Source organism: Streptomyces sp. NPDC041129 (assembly GCF_055592265.1).
The window spans coordinates 125,415-142,767 of sequence record NZ_JBVIYV010000006.1; the positions used below are offsets into that span (position 1 = coordinate 125,415).

General features: G+C 73.7%; 18 protein-coding genes and 1 tRNA gene. 12 read left to right on the forward strand and 7 right to left on the reverse strand.

What is annotated here, in order from left to right:
- The first annotated feature begins 33 nt into the window (after positions 1-33).
- From ACZ6B1_RS20695 to ACZ6B1_RS20705, 3 genes are read left to right on the forward strand one after another with little or no spacing between them, the layout of a single operon-like run.
- Positions 34-1,068, forward strand: a complete 1,035-nt coding sequence (locus tag ACZ6B1_RS20695; RefSeq protein WP_468780351.1) for a hypothetical protein — start codon at positions 34-36, stop codon at positions 1,066-1,068.
- Between the two features lie 53 nt (positions 1,069-1,121).
- On the forward strand, positions 1,122-1,856 hold the full coding sequence (locus ACZ6B1_RS20700; RefSeq protein WP_468780353.1) for a molybdopterin-dependent oxidoreductase: 735 nt from the start codon (positions 1,122-1,124) through the stop codon (positions 1,854-1,856).
- Positions 1,840-2,466, forward strand: coding sequence for a cytochrome b/b6 domain-containing protein (locus ACZ6B1_RS20705; protein ID WP_468780355.1), 627 nt, complete (start codon positions 1,840-1,842; stop codon positions 2,464-2,466). The genes ACZ6B1_RS20700 and ACZ6B1_RS20705 overlap by 17 nt, the downstream gene beginning before the upstream one ends.
- 93 nt (positions 2,467-2,559) lie before the next feature.
- Here ACZ6B1_RS20705 and ACZ6B1_RS20710 read toward each other — a convergent pair whose 3' ends face one another.
- Both ACZ6B1_RS20710 and ACZ6B1_RS20715 read right to left on the reverse strand, forming a co-directional pair.
- Positions 2,560-3,957 carry a GntP family permease gene (locus ACZ6B1_RS20710; RefSeq protein ID WP_468780357.1) on the reverse strand — a complete coding sequence of 466 codons (1,398 nt, stop codon included), beginning with the start codon at positions 3,955-3,957 and terminating at the stop codon, positions 2,560-2,562.
- 39 nt (positions 3,958-3,996) lie between these two features.
- Positions 3,997-4,515, reverse strand: a complete 519-nt coding sequence (locus tag ACZ6B1_RS20715; RefSeq protein WP_468780359.1) for a gluconokinase — start codon at positions 4,513-4,515, stop codon at positions 3,997-3,999.
- A 140-nt stretch (positions 4,516-4,655) separates the two neighbouring features.
- Between ACZ6B1_RS20715 and ACZ6B1_RS20720 the strand changes: the two genes are divergently transcribed.
- Positions 4,656-5,357, forward strand: a complete 702-nt coding sequence (locus tag ACZ6B1_RS20720) for a FadR/GntR family transcriptional regulator (protein ID WP_468780360.1) — start codon at positions 4,656-4,658, stop codon at positions 5,355-5,357.
- Positions 5,358-5,399: 42 nt separating this feature from the next.
- Here the strand turns inward: ACZ6B1_RS20720 and ACZ6B1_RS20725 are convergent, their stop codons facing one another.
- Positions 5,400-5,774 (reverse strand): YchJ family protein, encoded by a 375-nt coding sequence (locus ACZ6B1_RS20725; protein WP_468780362.1) that lies wholly within the window; start codon positions 5,772-5,774, stop codon positions 5,400-5,402.
- A gap of 133 nt (positions 5,775-5,907) precedes the next feature.
- On the opposite strand from ACZ6B1_RS20725, the gene ACZ6B1_RS20730 reads away from it, so the two are divergent.
- The 3 genes from ACZ6B1_RS20730 to ACZ6B1_RS20740 are packed head-to-tail and all read left to right on the forward strand — an operon-like array spanning position 5,908 to position 8,675.
- A complete protein-coding gene (locus ACZ6B1_RS20730) occupies positions 5,908-6,219 on the forward strand; it encodes a dsRBD fold-containing protein (RefSeq protein ID WP_468780364.1) in 312 nt (103 codons plus the stop codon).
- Positions 6,220-6,230: 11 nt separating this feature from the next.
- Positions 6,231-7,535: a phosphoribosyltransferase family protein gene (locus ACZ6B1_RS20735; protein WP_468780365.1), complete on the forward strand. Its 1,305-nt coding sequence runs from the start codon at positions 6,231-6,233 to the stop codon at positions 7,533-7,535.
- A 9-nt stretch (positions 7,536-7,544) separates the two neighbouring features.
- Positions 7,545-8,675: a CapA family protein gene (locus ACZ6B1_RS20740; protein ID WP_468780367.1), complete on the forward strand. Its 1,131-nt coding sequence runs from the start codon at positions 7,545-7,547 to the stop codon at positions 8,673-8,675.
- Between the two features lie 78 nt (positions 8,676-8,753).
- Here ACZ6B1_RS20740 and ACZ6B1_RS20745 read toward each other — a convergent pair.
- A tRNA-Leu gene (locus ACZ6B1_RS20745) sits at positions 8,754-8,841 on the reverse strand.
- A 199-nt stretch (positions 8,842-9,040) separates the two neighbouring features.
- Between ACZ6B1_RS20745 and ACZ6B1_RS20750 the strand changes: the two genes are divergently transcribed.
- The 3 genes from ACZ6B1_RS20750 to ACZ6B1_RS20760 all read left to right on the forward strand — a co-directional run bounded on the left by ACZ6B1_RS20750 (position 9,041) and on the right by ACZ6B1_RS20760 (position 11,674).
- A complete protein-coding gene (locus ACZ6B1_RS20750; RefSeq protein ID WP_468780369.1) occupies positions 9,041-10,366 on the forward strand; it encodes a M20/M25/M40 family metallo-hydrolase in 1,326 nt (441 codons plus the stop codon).
- A gap of 149 nt (positions 10,367-10,515) precedes the next feature.
- Positions 10,516-10,749, forward strand: coding sequence for a chaplin ChpH (gene chpH / locus ACZ6B1_RS20755; protein WP_468780371.1), 234 nt, complete (start codon positions 10,516-10,518; stop codon positions 10,747-10,749).
- Positions 10,750-10,891: 142 nt separating this feature from the next.
- Complete coding sequence (locus tag ACZ6B1_RS20760; RefSeq protein WP_468780373.1) at positions 10,892-11,674, forward strand: chaplin family protein; 783 nt, start codon at positions 10,892-10,894, stop codon at positions 11,672-11,674.
- Between the two features lie 90 nt (positions 11,675-11,764).
- Here the strand turns inward: ACZ6B1_RS20760 and ACZ6B1_RS20765 are convergent, their stop codons facing one another.
- On the reverse strand, positions 11,765-11,953 hold the full coding sequence (locus ACZ6B1_RS20765) for a DUF5703 family protein (RefSeq protein ID WP_030053310.1): 189 nt from the start codon (positions 11,951-11,953) through the stop codon (positions 11,765-11,767).
- A gap of 47 nt (positions 11,954-12,000) precedes the next feature.
- Between ACZ6B1_RS20765 and ACZ6B1_RS20770 the strand changes: the two genes are divergently transcribed.
- Complete coding sequence (locus ACZ6B1_RS20770) at positions 12,001-12,747, forward strand: hypothetical protein (RefSeq protein ID WP_468780374.1); 747 nt, start codon at positions 12,001-12,003, stop codon at positions 12,745-12,747.
- A 78-nt stretch (positions 12,748-12,825) separates the two neighbouring features.
- On the opposite strand, the gene ACZ6B1_RS20775 is transcribed toward ACZ6B1_RS20770, so the two are convergent.
- Together ACZ6B1_RS20775 and ACZ6B1_RS20780 are read right to left on the reverse strand one after the other, a co-directional pair.
- Complete coding sequence (locus tag ACZ6B1_RS20775) at positions 12,826-14,988, reverse strand: helix-hairpin-helix domain-containing protein (protein WP_468780376.1); 2,163 nt, start codon at positions 14,986-14,988, stop codon at positions 12,826-12,828.
- A complete protein-coding gene (locus ACZ6B1_RS20780) occupies positions 14,985-15,965 on the reverse strand; it encodes an aldo/keto reductase (protein ID WP_468780378.1) in 981 nt (326 codons plus the stop codon). Before ACZ6B1_RS20780 ends, ACZ6B1_RS20775 begins: the two co-directional genes overlap by 4 nt.
- Before the next feature lie 198 nt (positions 15,966-16,163).
- On the opposite strand from ACZ6B1_RS20780, the gene ACZ6B1_RS20785 reads away from it, so the two are divergent.
- Entirely contained in the window at positions 16,164-17,219 is a 1,056-nt protein-coding gene (locus ACZ6B1_RS20785) for an LLM class F420-dependent oxidoreductase (protein WP_468780380.1), read from the forward strand.
- Positions 17,220-17,353 lie beyond the last annotated feature (134 nt).

Below are 17,353 nucleotides of genomic sequence, written 5' to 3' on the forward strand. Positions count from 1 at the left end.
TCGATGGCAGCCCGAGAAACAGGAAGTCCCGCGGTGCCCCCAATCCCGTCTCTGCTCGGCACCGGCCGTGCCCTCCCGGACCGGCCGGGCGACACCGCCCCGGACGGCTCCGGCGCCTTCGACGAGGCCCTGGACGACGCCGAACTCCTCGCCGCCCGCACCGCGCTGGCCCAGGGCAGGCGACAGGCCACCCGCGCCCTGCTGCGGCGCACCGGCGACGACTGGGACCGCCGGGGCCACCGCCTCACCGTGCTCGCCGGCGCGCCGTACGCCGCGGCCTGGGCCCAGGACTGGCTGCTCGCCGAACCGGACTCGCCCGACGCCGCCGCCCTGAACGCCCTGGCACTCGTCCGGCGGACCTTACGCGGCAAGGAGAGCCCCGACCGGGCCCGTGCCGCCTGCCGCGGCGCGGCCGCCCTCGCCCCGGCCGACCCCACCCCCTGGCTCGGTCTGCTCCAGCTCGCGCGACTTCTGGGCCCCGAGCGCGAGCTGCTGCGCGCCTTCGCGGAACTGCGTGAGCGCCACCCCGAACACCACCACGCCCACCACCTGCTCGTCGCCCGGCTCGCCGAGCGGCCCCAGGGCGGCCGGGCCGAGTCCCACGAGGTGTACGACCTCGCCGAGCGGGCCGCCGCCGAGGCCCCCGCCGACTCCCCGCTGGCCGTCCTCCCGGTCGTCGCGTACGCCGAGCGCTACCGCGTCCTGGCCGCCGCCCGCCTGGCCCCCGCCGACCCGTCCGGCAGCGGGCACTGGTCCGGCCCCCGGGCCCGCCGCGTCCTGCGCGCGGCCTTCGACTGGTGGCTGGAGTGGGAGCACGACGAACACCCCCGCCGTCACACCGACCTCAACCATCTCGCCTTCGCGATGTCCTGTGCCGGCCGCCCGGCCGAGGCGGCGGCCCTCTTCCGGCGGATCGGCCGGCACGCCACCCCCGTGCCGTGGTCGTACCCGCACCGCGAGCCGTGGCCGGCCTTCCGCGCGGCCCGCGCCCGCGCGCTGGGCGGACACCCCCGCACACACGGCGGAAGCGTTCCCGCACCCGGGCGGGAAGTCCTTACGGAACGCTGACCGAGGCCCGCACACACTGGCCACGCCCCGGCCGGAGGTGCTCGAATGAACACGTGAACCCCGAACCGCCCGAGGACCCCGGCGCCCAGGGCCGGCCCGTCGGCCGCCGCGTCTTCCTCGGCACCCTCGCCCTGGGAGCGCTGGGCGTCGCCACCGCCCCGGTGGTGCAACGCGGCCTCGAAGGCGTCCTCGGCGGCCTCTCCGGCGACGATCCCACGGGCCTGACCGGCCTGCTGCCCAACGGCGGCGGCTTCCGCTACTACTCGGTGGCCGCCTCCGTCCCGCACAGGAGCCCCGCCGACTACCGGCTCACCGTCGACGGCCTGGTCGACCACCCGCGCACCTACACCCTCGCCGACCTGCGCGCGCTGCCGCAGACCCGGCTGGTCAGGGACGTCCAGTGCGTCACCGGCTGGCGGGTCCCCGGCACCCCATTCCAGGGCGTGGCGCTCTCCCGGCTGCTGGACGCGGCCGGAGTGCGGGCCGCCGGCCGGGCGGTCCGCTTCACCTGCTTCGACGGCACCTACTCCGAGAGCCTCACCCTCGAACAGGCCCGCCGCCGGGACGTCCTGGTCGCCCTGCGCATGCAGGACAAGGAGATCGGCCACGACCACGGTGGCCCCGTCCGCCTCTACGTCGCGCCCATGTACTTCTACAAGTCCGCGAAGTGGCTCTCCGGCGTCACCGTGACCGACCACGTCCGGCCCGGCTACTGGGAGCGGCTCGGCTACGACGTCGACGCCTGGGTCGGCCGGTCGAACGGACGGACCGATGAGCCTACGAGCTGACACCCCGGCACCGCCGGACTCCCGCGTTGGCCGCTTCGGCCCGGCCCAGCGCTGGGTGCACCGCGGCACGGCCGCGCTGATGGGCGCGTGCGTGCTCACCGCGGCCTGCCTCTACATCCCGCAGCTCGCCGTGCTCGTCGGCCGCCGCGAACTGGTCGTCCGGGTCCACGAGTGCGCCGGGCTCGCCCTGCCCGTCCCCGTGCTGCTGGGCCTCGCCTCCCGCGCCTTCCGCGCCGACCTGCGCTTCCTCAACCGCTTCGGCCCGCACGACCGCCTCTGGCTGTGGGCCGCGCTGAGCCGGGACAAGCGCCGCTCCTCGCGGCCGGCGGGCAAGTTCAACGCCGGCCAGAAGGTCTACGCGGCCTGGATCGCCGGGGCCACGCTGGTCATGCTCGGCACCGGCCTGATGATGTGGTTCACCCGGCTCACCCCGCTGGTCTGGCGGACCTCGGCGACCTTCGTGCACGACTGGCTCGCCCTGACGATCGGCGTGGTGCTGGCCGGCCACATCGGTATGGCGCTCGGTGACCCGGAGGCGCGGCGCGGGCTGCGGACCGGCACGGTGAGCAGACGGTGGGCCGAGCGGGAACACCCGCTGTGGCGCCCCTGAAACGGAACTCACCCCCTCCTCGGCCGCCGAAGAGGGGGTGAGCGGTGTCCGCCACGCCTACGGGACAGGCGCGCCCATGTGTGTGCCGCCCGCCTATATGACGAGTGACAGGAGCAGGACCAGTCCGCCCGCGACCACCGAGATGATCGTCTCCATCACCGACCAGGTCTTCACGGTCTGCCCGACGCTCAGCCCGAAGTACTCCTTCACCAGCCAGAAGCCGGCGTCGTTGACATGGCTGAAGAAGAGCGAGCCGGCGCCGATGGCGAGGACCAGCAGCGCGGCGTGGGTGGTCGACATGTCGGCCGCGAGCGGCGCGACCAGACCGGCCGCCGAAACCGTCGCCACCGTCGCCGAGCCGGTGGCCAGCCGGATCGCGACCGCGATCAGCCAGGCCAGCAGCAGCGCCGGGATCGACCAGTCCTTGGAGATGTCCAGGATCATCCGGCCCACTCCGCAGTCGATCAGCGTCTGCTTGAAGCCGCCGCCCGCGCCCACGATCAGCAGGATGCCGGCGATCGGCATCAGGCCCTTCTCGACCGTCCGCTGCAGACGCTCCTTGCCGAACCCGGCGGGCCGGCCCAGCGTGAAGAAGCCGACCATGACGGCGGCGAGCAGCGCGATCAGCGGGGAACCGACCACGTCGAAGACCCGCTGGGTCATGTTGGCGGTGTCGTCCACCACGATGTCCACCAGCGCCTTGGCCAGCATCAGCACCACCGGGAGCAGCACGGTGGCCAGCGTCGGGCCGAAGCCCGGACGGCGCTCCAGCTCCTCGGACGGGCGCTGCGGGATCATCCGCTCGGGAGCGGGCACGTCCACCCAGCGGGCGGCGAAGCGCGAGAACACCGGACCGGCGATGATCACCGTGGGGATGGCGACCAGGATGCCGAGCGCCAGCGTGACACCCAGGTTGGCCTTGACCGCGTCGATCGCGACGAGCGGGCCGGGGTGCGGCGGGATCAGGCCGTGCATCACGGACAGACCGGCGAGTGCCGGGATGCCGATGCGCATCAGGGAGTAGTTGCCGCGCTTGGCGACCATCAGCACGACCGGGATCAGCAGCACGATGCCGACCTCGAAGAACAGCGGCAGACCGATCACGGACGCGATCAGCACCATCGCCCACGGCATCGACCGGCCGCCCGCCTTGGCGAGGATCGTGTCGACGAGCTGGTCGGCGCCGCCGGAGTCGGCGAGGAGCTTGCCCAGGATCGCCCCGAGCGCGATCAGGACGCCCACGCCGGCCACGGTGCTGCCGAGCCCGGTGGTGAAACTGACGATGGCCTTGTCCAGCGGGGCCCCGGCGACCGCGCCGAGCACCAGTGACCCGATGGTCAGCGACAGGAAGGCATGGAGCTTGAACTTGGTGATGAGCAGCACGATGACGGCGATGCCCACCAGGACGGCGATGCCGAGCTGGGCATGGCCGGCGGAGGTGATCGGCGGAGGTGCGTCCGCTGCCAGCATCTCGACACTGAGTCTGGTCACGGGGGTTCCCTTGCAGGTACGGGGGACGGGGGTGAGGTGTTACTCGGAGGTCTCGGAAAGCGCGTCTAGGGCCCGCACGGCGCGTGCGGTGATCTCCTCGGGGCCGCCGCTGACGTCCACGGCCACTCCCGCCTCGTCCGGCTCGAGCGGCTGCAGCGTGGCGAACTGGGAGTCCAGCAGCGCGGTCGGCATGAAGTGCCCCCGCCGGTGGGACATCCGGTCCTCGATCAGCTCGCGGTCGCCCGTGAGGTGGAGGAACACCACTCCCGGAGCGACGGCCCTGAGCCGGTCGCGGTACGACCGCTTCAGCGCCGAGCTGCTGACCACACCGCCGAGCCCGGCCCGCCCGTGCGCCCAGTGCCCGATGGCCTCCAGCCACGGCCACCTGTCGGCGTCCTCGAGCGGAACGCCGGCCGTCATCTTCTCGATGTTGGCCCGCGGGTGGAAGTCGTCGCCCTCGGCGTAGGGGACACCCAGCCGGGCGGCGAGCAACGGACCGATCGTGGTCTTGCCCGTCCCGGCGACGCCCATCACGACGACGACCTGGGGGGTGCGCATGACTGCCTCGCTGTCTTCCTCGACATCCGACGCCACTTCGGCGTCGCCACACTGAAACTCATTAGGTACGACGAATTCAAGAGTGTGTGACATATAAGTCTGACTTTTTGTGGCCGTGATCCAGGCCGTACGCTGACTCCATGAGCACACCGGGCCGGGGGCTGCACGGCCGCGTACTGGACACCCTCGGTCCCGCGATCACCGCGGGGGATTACCCACCGGGCAGCGTGCTGCGCACCGACGAGCTGGCACAGCACTTCGAGGTCTCACGCTCCGTGATGCGCGAGGCCGTCCGCGTACTGGAGTCCATGCACCTGGTCGAGTCCCGCCGCCGGGTCGGCGTCACCGTACGTCCCAAGTGCGAGTGGAACGTCTACGACCCGCAGGTCATCCGGTGGCGTCTGGCTGGCGCCGACCGCCCGCACCAGCTGCGCTCCCTGACCGTGCTGCGCTCCGCCGTCGAACCGGTGGCCGCCGGCCTCGCCGCCACCCACGCGACCGCCGAGCAGTGCGCGGAACTCACCGAGTGCGCCCTCGGGATGGTGGCCAATTCACGCGGGCACCGGCTCCAGGACTACCTGGTCCACGACATCGCCTTCCACCGGGTCATCCTCACCGCCTCCGGCAACGAGATGTTCGCCCGACTCGGCGACGTCGTCGCGGAGGTGCTGGCCGGACGCACCCACCACGAGGTCATGTTCGAGGACCCCGACCCGGCGGCCGTCACCCTGCACGTCCAGGTCGCCGAAGCGGTCCGCGAGGGCGACCGCACCCGCGCCGAACGGCTCACCCGGGAGATCACCGAGGGCGCCCTCCAGGAACTGGACATCCTGGCGCCCTGACGTCCCGCAGACGCGGCCGGGACCGGCACCCGCGGCCCGGAATCAGTCCAGGAAGTCCCCGTCGACGTACACCCACGCCCCGTCCACCCGCTCGAACCGGCTCCGCTCGTGCAGCGAACCGCCCCGGTAGGAGGCGCGGAAGGTCACCGTCCCCGCGCGGTGGAACGCCGAACCCTCCCCGGTCTCCAGGATCTCCAGCCCCGTCCACCTCGTCCGCGGATCCAGCTCCAGTCGCTCGGGACGGGTCCGCGGATGCCACGTCCGCAGCAGGTACGCCGCGTCCCCCCGGACGAACGCGCTGTACCGCGACCGCATCAGCGCCTCGGCGGTCGGAGCGGCGGCCGGCCCGGAGTGGAAACGGCCGCAGCAGGCGTCGTAGGACAGGGGAAGTCCGCAGGGGCAGGCGCGCGTGGTCATGCCCCTCATTCTGCCCGGGCCGCCGCCCCGCTCCGCCGCCGGTGCGGCGAACGCCCCACCGGTGCACAGTGGAAGGGGTGACGCGCGCCGGTGCGTCCCGAGGGCCTCGCAGCGCAGTGAGGAGAGACGGACGATGACTCGACCCCTGAGCAGCCGTCCTCCGTCCGTCAAGGAATGGCGGCTGAACCTGTACCTGTCCGAACACGACCCGGACACCACCGCCCGGATAGTCCTGGACACCGGAGACAACGTCCTGGAGAGCCACGCCGAGGCCCGCCGCAACCCCTACGACACGGCGGTGCCCGACATCGGCGACGAACTCGCCGCCGGACGCGCACTGATCGCCATGGGCCGGGTGCTGCTGCGCGCGGCCGCGGGCGACATGAAGGAGATGGGCGCGACCGACCGGGAAGCCCCCGCGCCGCTCTGGCTGTCCCGGGAATGAGGGAGCCCACCGTGCTCTTCACCGACCGGCTCGAGGCGGGACGACGGCTGGGCGCCCGCCTCGAGTACCTCAGAGGCCAGGACGTCGTGGTGCTCGGACTGCCCCGGGGCGGGATCCCGGTCGGCGCGCAGGTCGCCGAAGCCCTCGACGCCCCGCTGGACGTCTGCATGGTCCGCAAGCTGGGCCTGCCACGCCAGCCCGAGCTCGGCATGGGCGCCATCGGCGAGGACGGCGTCCGCGTCATCAACCAGGAGGTGCTGCGCGGCAGCGGGGTCTCACCGGCCGAGCTGGACCGGGTCGAGACGCACGAGCGCGCCGTCCTGGCGCAGCGTGCCGCCCGCTACCGCGGCGACCGCCGGCCGGCCGCCGTCGCCGGCCGGACCGCGGTGATCGTCGACGACGGCGTCGCCACCGGCTCCACCGCGCGCGTCGCCTGCCGGATCGCCCGGGCACGCGGCGCCGCCCGGATCGTGCTCGCCGTCCCCGTCGCGCCCTGGGACTTCCCGCACCGGCTCGCCGGGGAGGCCGACGACCTGGTCTGCCTGGCCACCCCGGCGGACTTCTGGGCGATCGGCCAGTTCTACGGCGACTTCACCCAGATCGCCGACGACGAGGTCACCGCCTGGCTGCGGCAGGCGGCCCACCGCCACGAACGCTTCGCCGGCACCGGCCCCGGGGACCGGGAGGCGGAGATCGCCGCCGGACCCGTCCGGCTGCGCGGGCGGCTCACCCTGCCCGCGGGCGCGACGGGAATCGTGGCCTTCGCCCACGGCAGCGGCAGCGGCCGGCACAGCACCCGCAACCGGTTCGTCGCCGGCGGACTGAACCGGGCCGGACTCGGCACCCTGCTGTTCGACCTGCTCACCGAGGACGAGGCACGGGACAGGGCCAACGTCTTCGACATCGGACTGCTGGCCGGCCGGCTCCGCGACGCCACCCGGTGGCTGCGCGAGGAGCCCGACGCCGAAGGGCTCGCGGTGGGCTACTTCGGCGCCAGCACCGGCGCGGCCGCCGCGCTGTGGGCCGCCGCGGAACCGGCGGCACGCCCCGCCGCCGTCGTCTCCCGCGGAGGCCGCCCCGACCTCGCCGGGCCCCGGCTGTCGGAGGTGACCGCTCCCACCCTGCTCATCGTGGGCGGCGCCGACCGGCAGGTGCTCGGACTCAACCGGGAGGCACAGGCCGCGCTGCGCTGCGAGAGCCGGCTCGAGGTGGTGCCGGGCGCCACCCATCTCTTCGAGGAACCCCGCACGCTGGAGAGGGTGACCGAACTGGCCCGCGACTGGTTCACCGACCACATGGCCCCCGCGCACGTGTAGGCCGGGACCATGCGCGAGGGAGCCGTCACCCTGTTCCTCGCCGGTGACGTCATGCTCGGCCGGGGCGTCGACCAGATCCTGCCGCACCCCGGCGACCCCGCCCTGCGGGAGGACTACGTGCGCGACGCCCGGGACTACGTGTCCCTCGCCGAGGCCGCGAACGGCCCGATACCCCGCCCGGTGGACCCGGCCTGGCCTTGGGGCGAGGCGCTGGCCTGCCTGGACCGGGCCGCGCCCGAGGTGCGGTTGATCAACCTGGAGACCGCCGTCACCCAGGAGTGCGACTTCGCGCCCGGCAAGGCCGTCCACTACCGGATGAACCCGGCCAACCTCTCATGCCTCGCCGCGGCCCGCCCCGACGTCTGCGTCCTCGCCAACAACCACGTGCTGGACTTCGGGCCGCCCGGCCTGGCGGAGACGCTGGACAGCCTGGCCGGGGCCGGACTGCGCACGGCCGGAGCGGGCCCCGACGCGGTCGCGGCCTGGCGGCCCGCCGCCGTGCCCCTGAGGTCGGGCGGACGCGTCCTCGTCTTCTCCTTCGGGATGCCCTCCAGCGGCATCCCGCACGGCTGGGCCGCCACCGCCGACCGCTCCGGAGTGGCCCTGATCCCGGCCCCGACCCCGGCCGGCGCGGCCGCCTTCGCCGACTGCCTGCGCCAGCTCCGGCGGCCCGCCGACCTCGTCGTCGCCTCCGTCCACTGGGGCCCCAACTGGGGATACGGGATCCCCCGCGGTGAGATCGGCTTCGCCCACGCCCTGGTCGACGCCGGTGTGGACGTCGTCCACGGCCACTCCTCCCACCACCCGCGCGCCCCCGAGGTGTACCGGGGCCGGCTCGTCCTGTACGGCTGCGGCGACCTCGTCGACGACTACGAGGGCATCAGCGGTTACGAGCGCTACCGGGACGACCTGCGCCTGCTGTACCTGGTGACCCTCGACGAGGTCACCGGCCGGCTCACCCGGCTGCGGATGGTGCCCCTGCGGGCCCGCCGGATGCGCCTGGAACACGCCTCGGCCGAGGACACCGCCTGGCTGCGCACCGTGCTCGACCGGTGCGGCCGCGACCTCGGCACCCGCGTCGAGCGGAGGGACGACGGCACCCTCACCGCACGGCCCGTGCGCGCCACCGCGCCCCGCTGAGAAGCGGCCGTGGCCCGCGGCCCGGACGGCGCCGCCTCCCAGGACATGCGAAAGGCCCCCGCAGAGCAGGGGCCTCATTGGTGTCCGAGGGGGGACTTGAACCCCCACGCCCGATAAAGGGCACTAGCACCTCAAGCTAGCGCGTCTGCCATTCCGCCACCCGGACAAGGTGTCTGTCGTGCGGTGTTTCCCCCGCGGCGACGAAGGAAACACTACCAGGCTTTCGGGGGTGGCCGATCACACCCCGTCCCCGCCGCCGGTCCGGCGTGAACGGCGCGTGACGGGCCGGGCCCGGTCTTGGGCGCGGGGCGGGGCCGGGGAGAGGATGGACGGGACCACCAGCAGTGACAGTGGGAGGAATCAGCGTGAGCGAGACGGACACGGCCAGGGGCGTCACCGGCGAGGACGAGGTCGTGGACCTCTGCCGCGAGCTGATCCGGTTCGACACCAGCAACTACGGCGACCACTCGGGGCCCGGCGAACGGGCGGCCGCCGAGTACGTCGCCGAGAAGCTCGCCGAGGTCGGGCTGGAGCCGGAGATCTTCGAGTCGCACCCCGGCCGCGCCTCCACCGTGGCCCGCATCGAGGGCGAGGACCCGTCCCGGCCCGCGCTGCTGATCCACGGCCACCTGGACGTCGTACCGGCCAACGCCGGCGACTGGACCCACGACCCGTTCTCCGGCGAGGTCGCCGACGGGTGCGTGTGGGGGCGCGGGGCCGTCGACATGAAGGACATGGACGCGATGACCCTCGCGGTCGTGCGCGACCGGCTCAGGAGCGGACGCCGGCCCCCGCGCGACATCGTGGTCGCCTTCCTCGCCGACGAGGAGGCGGGCGGCACCTACGGCGCGCGCCACCTGGTCGACAACCACCCCGGCCTGTTCGAGGGCGTCACCGAGGCGATCAGCGAGGTGGGCGGTTTCTCGTTCACGGTGGACGAGCAGCGGCGGCTCTATCTGATCCAGACCGCCGAGAAGGGCATGCACTGGATGAAGCTGACCGTGGCCGGCACCGCCGGGCACGGGTCGATGATCCACCGGGACAACGCCATCACCGAGCTGTCCGAGGCCGTCGCCCGGGTCGGCCGGCACAAGTTCCCGGTCCGGGTCACCAAGACCACCCGGGCCTTCCTGGACGAGCTCGGTGACGCCCTCGGCACGGAGCTGGACCCGGAGAACATGGAGGCCACCCTCGCCAAGCTCGGCGGCATCGCCAAGCTCATCGGCGCGACCCTCTCCAACACCGCCAACCCCACCCAGCTCACCGCCGGCTACAAGGTCAACGTCATCCCCGGAGAGGCCACCGCGCACATCGACGGACGGTTCCTGCCGGGGTACGAGGACGAGTTCCTCGGCGACCTCGACCGGCTCCTCGGGCCGAACGTCCGCCGCGAGGACGTGCACGCCGACAAGGCGGTCGAGACCACCTTCGACGGCGCGCTGGTCGAGGCCATGCAGTCCGCGCTGCTCGCCGAGGACCCGACCGCCAAGGCGATCCCCTACATGCTCTCCGGCGGCACCGACGCCAAGTCCTTCGACGACCTCGGCATCCGCGGCTTCGGCTTCGCGCCGCTGAAGCTGCCGCCGGAGCTGGACTTCGCCGGCATGTTCCACGGCGTGGACGAGCGGGTGCCGGTGGACGGGCTGAAGTTCGGTGTGCGGGTGTTGGACCGGTTCATCGACGCGTCGTGACGCCCTGGGCCGGGGTAATAGGGCGGCTGTGCGAGATCGACTGAGAAGAGTGAATGCGACGATAAGCTCGTAGCCTCATTACCCCCTCCTCGTTACAGGTGATGTGATCCCCGCACCTTGGGAATCGCATTGTCAACTAGGAGGAATAAATGATCAAGAAGGTCGTCGCTGCCGCGGCCGCCACCGGTGGTCTGGTTCTCGCGGGGGCGGGCCTCGCCGTCGCCGACTCGGGTGCCCAGGGTGCCGCCGCGCACTCGCCGGGCGTCGTCTCCGGCAACGTCATCGAGGTGCCCGTCCACGTTCCGGTGAACGTCTGCGGCAACACGGTCGACGTGATCGGGCTCCTGAACCCCGCCTTCGGCAACGCCTGCGTCAACGACTGACGCCGACTCCCCGAGGGGCGTCTTTTACGAGCCGTCGGCCCCGGAGCGCGAGCCATGCGCTCCGGGGCCGACCGGCCTTTCTCCGCGGAATTCCTTTTCGCGGAGGGTGCAGAGATCATCGAAGGCAGGGGGGAATTCCGTAATGCGACAGAGCACCCGCAAGGGTCTGATGACCATGGCCGCCGCCACCGGCGTGATCGCCGCCGCGAGCGGCTACGCGCACGCCGACGCCGGCGCGGCCGGATCCACCAACGGTTCGCCCGGCGTGCTGTCCGGCAACACCGTGCAGGCGCCGGTGCACGTGCCGGTGAACGTCTGCGGCAACACCGTGAACGTGGTCGGGCTCCTCAACCCGGCCGTGGGCAACGCCTGCGCCAACCACGGCGGCAGCGGCTCGGGCGGCCACGGCAAGTCCAGCGGCTCCCACGCGAGCGGACGCAGCGACCACTCGCCCGGCGTCGGTTCCGGCAACACCGTCCAGGTGCCGGTCGACGTCCCGGTGAACGTGTGCGGCAACAGCGTGAACGTCGTGGGCGTCGGCAACGCCGCCAAGGGCAACGACTGCGACAACGGCAGCGGGCACCACAACCCGCCCGGCAACCCCGGGCACCCGGGGAATCCCGGTACTCCGGGGCACCCCGGAACGCCCGGTCACCCCGGCAGCCCGGGCCATCCCGGAACGCCCGGTCACCCCGGTACGCCCGGCCACCCGGGGACGCCGGCCACTCCGCCCGTCGACACCGGCCGGACCCCGCACGGTTCGTCCCAGGTCAGGACGCAGGGCGGCGGCTCGGAGCAGTCCGTGGGCGGCGGTCAGCTCGCCCACACCGGAAGCGAGGTGCCGCTCGGGCTCGCGCTGCCGGCCGGCGCGGGCGCGCTGCTCGCGGGCGCGGTCCTGTACCGCAAGGCCCGGGCCTCCGCCTAGCCGGAGAACCGCGGCCGCAAGGCCGCGGCAAACGGAGCGGGCCCCGCCGTCCCGGCGGGGCCCGCTCCGTTGTTCATGCGTCGTCCTGCCTCACCACGTGGCCCGCACCTGGCGGATGATCCGTCGGCGCAACCGCACCTTGCGGCTGCCGTCGCGCAGCAGGCTCAGTCGGTCCAACTCCCAGTGTCCGTACTCGGCATGGTCCGTCAGCAGACGCGTGGCGTCCTTGCGGGACACCCCGCGAGGCACGTACACGTCGACAAATTCGTATTCCGGCATCGCATCTATTGTGCGGGCTGGTGCCCGGTACGGATAGCGTCTGCACTATGTCTGATGCTGCGCAGCCCACCGCTGCCGAGGTACGCGCCGCCGTCGAGGCGGTCAAGACCGCGCTCGACCGTCACCTGGCCGCGGTCGAACGCAGGACGGGGGAGGACGACCAGGCCGTCTACGAGGCGTTCAACGAGCTGGCCTCGGCCGCCGAGGCGTACGACGAGCTGCTCTACGACCGCTACGACGAGGTCACGCCCTTCGAGATCCCCGGCGCGGAGGACTCGCTGCCGCCGTACGCGGGCCCGGGGGAACCGAACGCCGTCAGCGTGCTGATCCGCCGCGACTACTCCGTGGCGGAGCCCCAGCGGCTGCTCGCCCAGGCCGAGCGGGTCGAGGCGGCGGAATACGAGGACGGCGAGGGCGTGAACGGCGATGCCGCCGCCACCGTCCCCGGGGCGCTCGGTGTCCTCTTCGGTGAGTTCGAACCGGACGAGATCGCCTCCCGGCACAAGGAGTTCGGCCTCGAGGAGGGCGACTCCACGCTGTGGGTCACCGCCGCCGACGAGCCGGCCGATCCCGGTGAGTGGCTGGAGGCCCCGTTCGACGAGGTCGACCCGGAGCGGGTGCTCTGCCGGTTCGACGTCAGCGCGGTGTTCGACGAGGACCACGAGGCCGACGACGAGGACGACGACGAGGACCACGAGGACGAGGCGATCGACGACGAGGGCCTCGACGAACTGGACGCGGACGACGAACTGGACGGCGACGACGATCTCGAGCCGCTCGACGCCGAGCGGTGAGCCGGTCCGGCGGTGCCGCCGGGGCCCATGGCCCGTACGGCACCGCCGCCTCCGCCGGGTGCGAAGCCGGCGGACCGGTCAGCCCGCAGAGGGGGCCTGGGCGCGCAGCAACGTCTGCAGACGGGTCGTCCGGGGCTTGGCCCGGCCCTCCGCCACGGCCCTCGGCAGTGCCTGCTCCACACCGTGCACGACCGACAGATGGCGCTCGGCCCGGCCGAAGGCCGTGTACACCCAGGGTCTGGTGAGGGTCTGCCCGGCGTCCCCCGGCAGCACCACCACCGCGGCCGGCCAGCGGCCGCCCACCGCCTGGTGGGCGGTCAGCGCCCAGCCGTGCCGCACCGACTGCTCCACCCGCTCCCGGGGCACGACGACCGATTCGCCCGCGCACTCCAGACGCAGCCCGTCGGTATCGGCGTCCACCACGCGGCCCGGCACCGTACGGCCCGGGGCGGGGGAGTAGGCGATCCGGTCGCCGGGGTCGAAGCCGCCGAAGCGGCCGGGCCCCGGGTTGAGGCGTTCCTTCAGCGCCGTGTTCAGGGCGCGGGTTCCGGCGGCGCCGCCGTGGCCCGGGGTGATCACCACCGTCTGCTCGGGCGGCACCCCGATCGCCCGCGGCACCGAGTCCGCGACCAGTTGCACCGTCCGGTGCACGGCCTCGCCCGCGTCCCGCACCGGAACGATGACGATCTCCTTGCCGGGCGCCTCCACCTGGTTCAGTTCACCGGCCCCGATGCCGGAGACCAGCTCGCCCAGCGGGCCGGGGTCGGGGGTGCGGGAGGCGAGCAGCGGGCAGGCGCGGGCGGCCAGCAGGTCGGCGAAGACCCGGCCGGGACCGGCCGACCACAGCACCGCGGGGTCGCCGCTGAGCACCAGCCGGGCCCCGTCGGGCAGCGACTCCACCAGCATCGCGCCGCTCTCCACGTCGAGTTGGGGCGCGTCCAGCACGATCAGCAGATCCAGGTCCAGTGCGCCCTCCGCGTCCCGGCCGGGCCCCTCGGCCCCGGAGAGGACACCGGCGACCGTGCCGGCAGCCGGGGCGGCCTCGGCGTCACCGAGCAGCTCCGCGAGGCGGCGGCGGCCGTCCGGGGTGTGGCAGACGGCGAAGGCACGCAGCCCGGCGGCCCGGGCCGCGCCGAGCAGCGCGGCCGGTTCGGCGCGGGCCGCCTCGCCGCCGGTGTGCAGCACCAGAGCGTGCCCGGCGACCGCGCGGGCCAGTTCGGCCGCGCCGCCGGACGCCCCGGCGGCGACCGCCTCCCAGGGCCCGGCGGCCTCCTTCGGCAGCGAGTTGACCAGCCGGGCCAGCCCGTCGGCGAGGCTCTCCTCGGCGAGCGCGTACCGCTCCAGACCGGCGAGGACCCGGACCGGGCGCTCCCCCTCGCCGTCCTCCTCCAGCGGGGCAGGGGCGCCCGGCTCCTCCAGGGCGTCCTGGAAGAGCAGCGCCTCCGCCTCGGTGACCGTGCTCTGCACCGCCGCGTCCGGGTCCGGCACGCCGCGCTGCGCCAAGGCCGCGGTGAGCGCCGTCAGTTCCAGCGCGGTGTGCCCGGCCAGCGCCGCCTGCTCCAGCAGCCAGACGGTCACCGCGCGGCCCCGCCGTTCGTCGTCCGGGCCGCACTCCGCGCCGAGCAGCGCCCGCGCGAACCCGTCGGCCTGCTCCGGCCGCACCCCGCCGATCCGCAGCAGCTGCCAGGGGTCCTCGCGCAGCGCGGTGTCCGCGCCCTCACCGAGTCCCGACGCGACCTGGACGGCCAGGGCCTCGGGGGCCCCGCCCTCGGCGAGCACTCGCCGCACGGCCTCGACGGTCTCGGGGGCGGGCGCGTGGGCGGCGGGCGCCGCGGCGGGCGCGGGCTGCGGCCGGCGGACCGGCTCGGGGGCCGGGCGGCGGGGGGCCGGCGCGGGCTCGGTGAAGACCGCGGACGCCGGCTGCTCGCCGCTCTCCACCGCCCGGACCGCGGCGAGCAGGTCGGCCGCCTGCCCGCTGAGCGCGGTGCCGCTCGCGATGGGCGCCTTCCGCTCGGCCTTGCGCCGCTCGATCCGTTCCCGCTCCAGCCGCTGCGCGGCCAGCTCGGCCTCCGCCTCGGACAGCTCGGGCTTGCCGGCGTCGCCGGCGGGCTCCGCGCCCGTGCTCCCCGGGTCGTCGCCGGCCGCCGTGCCCTGCTCCGGGGTCCGCTCAGTGTCCGGGCTCTCCGGGGCGTCCGGGGCCTCGGGCCCGGTGTCCTCCGTGGTCTCCGGCTCCGTGCTCACAGCGTGCTCCAGTCGTGATCGGGATAGCGGTGCACGGGCGCCGACACATCGTCCAGCGCCCGGCAGATCTCGTCAGGAAGACTAAGCGCCTCCACTGACAGTGCGGCCGTGAGCTGCTGCGCGTTGCGCGCGCCGACGATCGGGGCGGCCACCCCGGGCCGGTCCCTGACCCAGGCGAGGGCCACCTGGAGCGGGGTGACCGCGAGCCCGTCCGCGGCCGTCGTGACGGCGTCCACGATGTGGGAGGCGGTGTCGTCGAGGTACGGCTCGACGAACGCCGCGAGGTGCTCGGAGGCGCCGCGCGAGTCCGCCGGAGTGGTGTGCCGGTACTTGCCGGTGAGCACACCACGGCCCAGCGGGGAGGAGGGCAGCAGACCGACGCCCAGGTCGAGCGCGGCGGGCAGCACCTCGCGCTCGGCGCCGCGCTGGAGCAGCGAGTACTCGAGCTGCGTGCCGGCCAGCCGGGTGCGGCCCGGCGCGGCGAGCTGCCAGGTGGCCGCCTTGGCGAGCTGCCAGCCGCAGAAGTTGGCGACGCCGACGTACCGGGCCCGGCCGCTGCTCACCGCCACGTCGAGGGCCTGGAGGGTCTCCTCCAGCGGGGTGCCGGGATCGTGGGCGTGGATCTGCCACAGGTCGACGTGGTCGGTGCCGAGGCGGGCGAGGGAGTCGTCGAGGGCGGACAGCAGATGGCCGCGGGAGCCGTCGACGCGGCGGTCCGGGTCGGGGACGCTGCCCGCCTTGGTGGAGATCACCAGGTCCCGGCGGGGCACCAGGCCTTCCATGAGCCGCCCGAGCAGGTACTCCGCCTCACCGTCGCCGTACACGTCCGCGGTGTCGACGAGGGTGCCGCCGGCCTCCCAGAAGGTCTTCAGCATGTCCGCGGCGTCGTGCTCGTCGGTGCCCCGGCCCCAGGTGAGGGTGCCGAGTCCGATCCGGGACACGCGCAGGCCGGTACGGCCGAGATGCCTCTGCTCCATGTGCGGGAGATTACTGGCCAGAACTGGTGCCGTGGGTTGCCTGTGGACAACCGGATCCGCCCCGGCGGGCGCCCGGATTCCCGGGCCGTGCCGCTGCCCGCGCCGGCGGGGAGCGACGGGCGGGGGCTGTGCGGGGACGGCCCCGGATCGCTAAGGTCGCAGCCAACGGACGTTACTCGTGGGTAAGGGGATTCGGCGATGAAGCTCGGGATCAACCTCGGCTACTGGGGTGCCGGGATGGACGCGGACAATCTGGCCGTCGCGCAGGAGGCCGAGCGGCTGGGCTACGCCGTGTGCTGGGCCGCCGAGGCGTATGGCTCGGACGCGGCCACCGTGCTCAGCTGGGTCGCGGCCCAGACCGAGCGCATCGACGTCGGCTCGGCGATCTTCCAGATCCCGGCCAGGCAGCCGGCGATGACCGCGATGACCGCGGCGACCCTGGACTCGCTGTCCCAGGGCCGCTTCCGGCTCGGTCTCGGCGTCTCCGGCCCGCAGGTCTCCGAGGGCTGGTACGGCGTCAGGTTCGACAAGCCGCTCTCCCGCACCCGCGAGTACGTGGAGATCGTCCGCAGGGCGATGACCCGCGAGCGGCTGTCGTTCGAGGGCGAGCACTGGACGCTGCCGCTGCCCGGCGGCCCGGGCAAGCCGATCAAGCTGACCGTGCACCCGCAGCGCGAGCACATCCCGCTGTACATCGCCGCCATCGGCCCGAAGAACCTCGAGCAGACCGGCGAGATCGCCGACGGCGCCCTGCTGATCTTCCCCTCCGCCGAGCACCTCGAGGACACCACGATCACGCACCTGCGCGCCGGACGGGAGAAGGCCGGCAAGACCCTCGACGGGTTCGACATCTGCCCGACCCTGCCGCTGGCCGTCGGCGACGACAAGGACGTGTCCCGGCTCGCGGACACCTTCCGCCCCTACACCGCGCTGTACGTCGGCGGTATGGGCAGCTTCAAGCAGAACTTCTACAACCGGCTCGCCCAGCGCATGGGGTACGAGAAGGAGGCCGCCGAGATCCAGGAGAAGTACCTGTCCGGCGACAAGCAGGGCGCCGCGACCGCGGTTCCGCAGGACCTGATCGACAGGACGACGCTGCTGGGCTCCGTGGACCGGATCGCCGACCGGATGAAGGCCTACGCCGCGGCCGGCGTCACCACCCTCTCCCTGGCCCCCGCGGGCTTCACGCTCGACGAGCGGATCGCCTCCCTGCGGGCCGGCAGCGAGGCCCTGGAGCGCGCCGGACTCGGATAGGGCCCGCCGCGGGAAGTTCCGCGGCCGTGGTGGGGGCTCGGGGGTCTTCCCCGCCACGGCCGTCACGCATAACAACGCACCGGACGCCGGGTGGTTACGACCCCCGGCGCTCCTTCTTCCGAACGGCCCGCTCC

What these genes read in the sequence shown, in the direction of transcription:
- ACZ6B1_RS20705 (WP_468780355.1), top strand. Translation starts at nt 1,840, where the DNA reads ATGAGCCTACGAGCTGACACCCCGGCACCGCCGGACTCCCGCGTTGGC.
- ACZ6B1_RS20715 (WP_468780359.1), bottom strand. Translation starts at nt 4,515, where the DNA reads ATGCGCACCCCCCAGGTCGTCGTCGTGATGGGCGTCGCCGGGACGGGC.
- ACZ6B1_RS20720 (WP_468780360.1), top strand. Translation starts at nt 4,656, where the DNA reads ATGAGCACACCGGGCCGGGGGCTGCACGGCCGCGTACTGGACACCCTC.
- ACZ6B1_RS20725 (WP_468780362.1), bottom strand. Translation starts at nt 5,774, where the DNA reads ATGACCACGCGCGCCTGCCCCTGCGGACTTCCCCTGTCCTACGACGCC.
- ACZ6B1_RS20730 (WP_468780364.1), top strand. Translation starts at nt 5,908, where the DNA reads ATGACTCGACCCCTGAGCAGCCGTCCTCCGTCCGTCAAGGAATGGCGG.
- ACZ6B1_RS20740 (WP_468780367.1), top strand. Translation starts at nt 7,545, where the DNA reads ATGCGCGAGGGAGCCGTCACCCTGTTCCTCGCCGGTGACGTCATGCTC.
- chpH (WP_468780371.1), top strand. Translation starts at nt 10,516, where the DNA reads ATGATCAAGAAGGTCGTCGCTGCCGCGGCCGCCACCGGTGGTCTGGTT.
- ACZ6B1_RS20760 (WP_468780373.1), top strand. Translation starts at nt 10,892, where the DNA reads ATGCGACAGAGCACCCGCAAGGGTCTGATGACCATGGCCGCCGCCACC.
- ACZ6B1_RS20765 (WP_030053310.1), bottom strand. Translation starts at nt 11,953, where the DNA reads ATGCCGGAATACGAATTTGTCGACGTGTACGTGCCTCGCGGGGTGTCC.
- ACZ6B1_RS20770 (WP_468780374.1), top strand. Translation starts at nt 12,001, where the DNA reads ATGTCTGATGCTGCGCAGCCCACCGCTGCCGAGGTACGCGCCGCCGTC.
- ACZ6B1_RS20780 (WP_468780378.1), bottom strand. Translation starts at nt 15,965, where the DNA reads ATGGAGCAGAGGCATCTCGGCCGTACCGGCCTGCGCGTGTCCCGGATC.
- ACZ6B1_RS20785 (WP_468780380.1), top strand. Translation starts at nt 16,164, where the DNA reads ATGAAGCTCGGGATCAACCTCGGCTACTGGGGTGCCGGGATGGACGCG.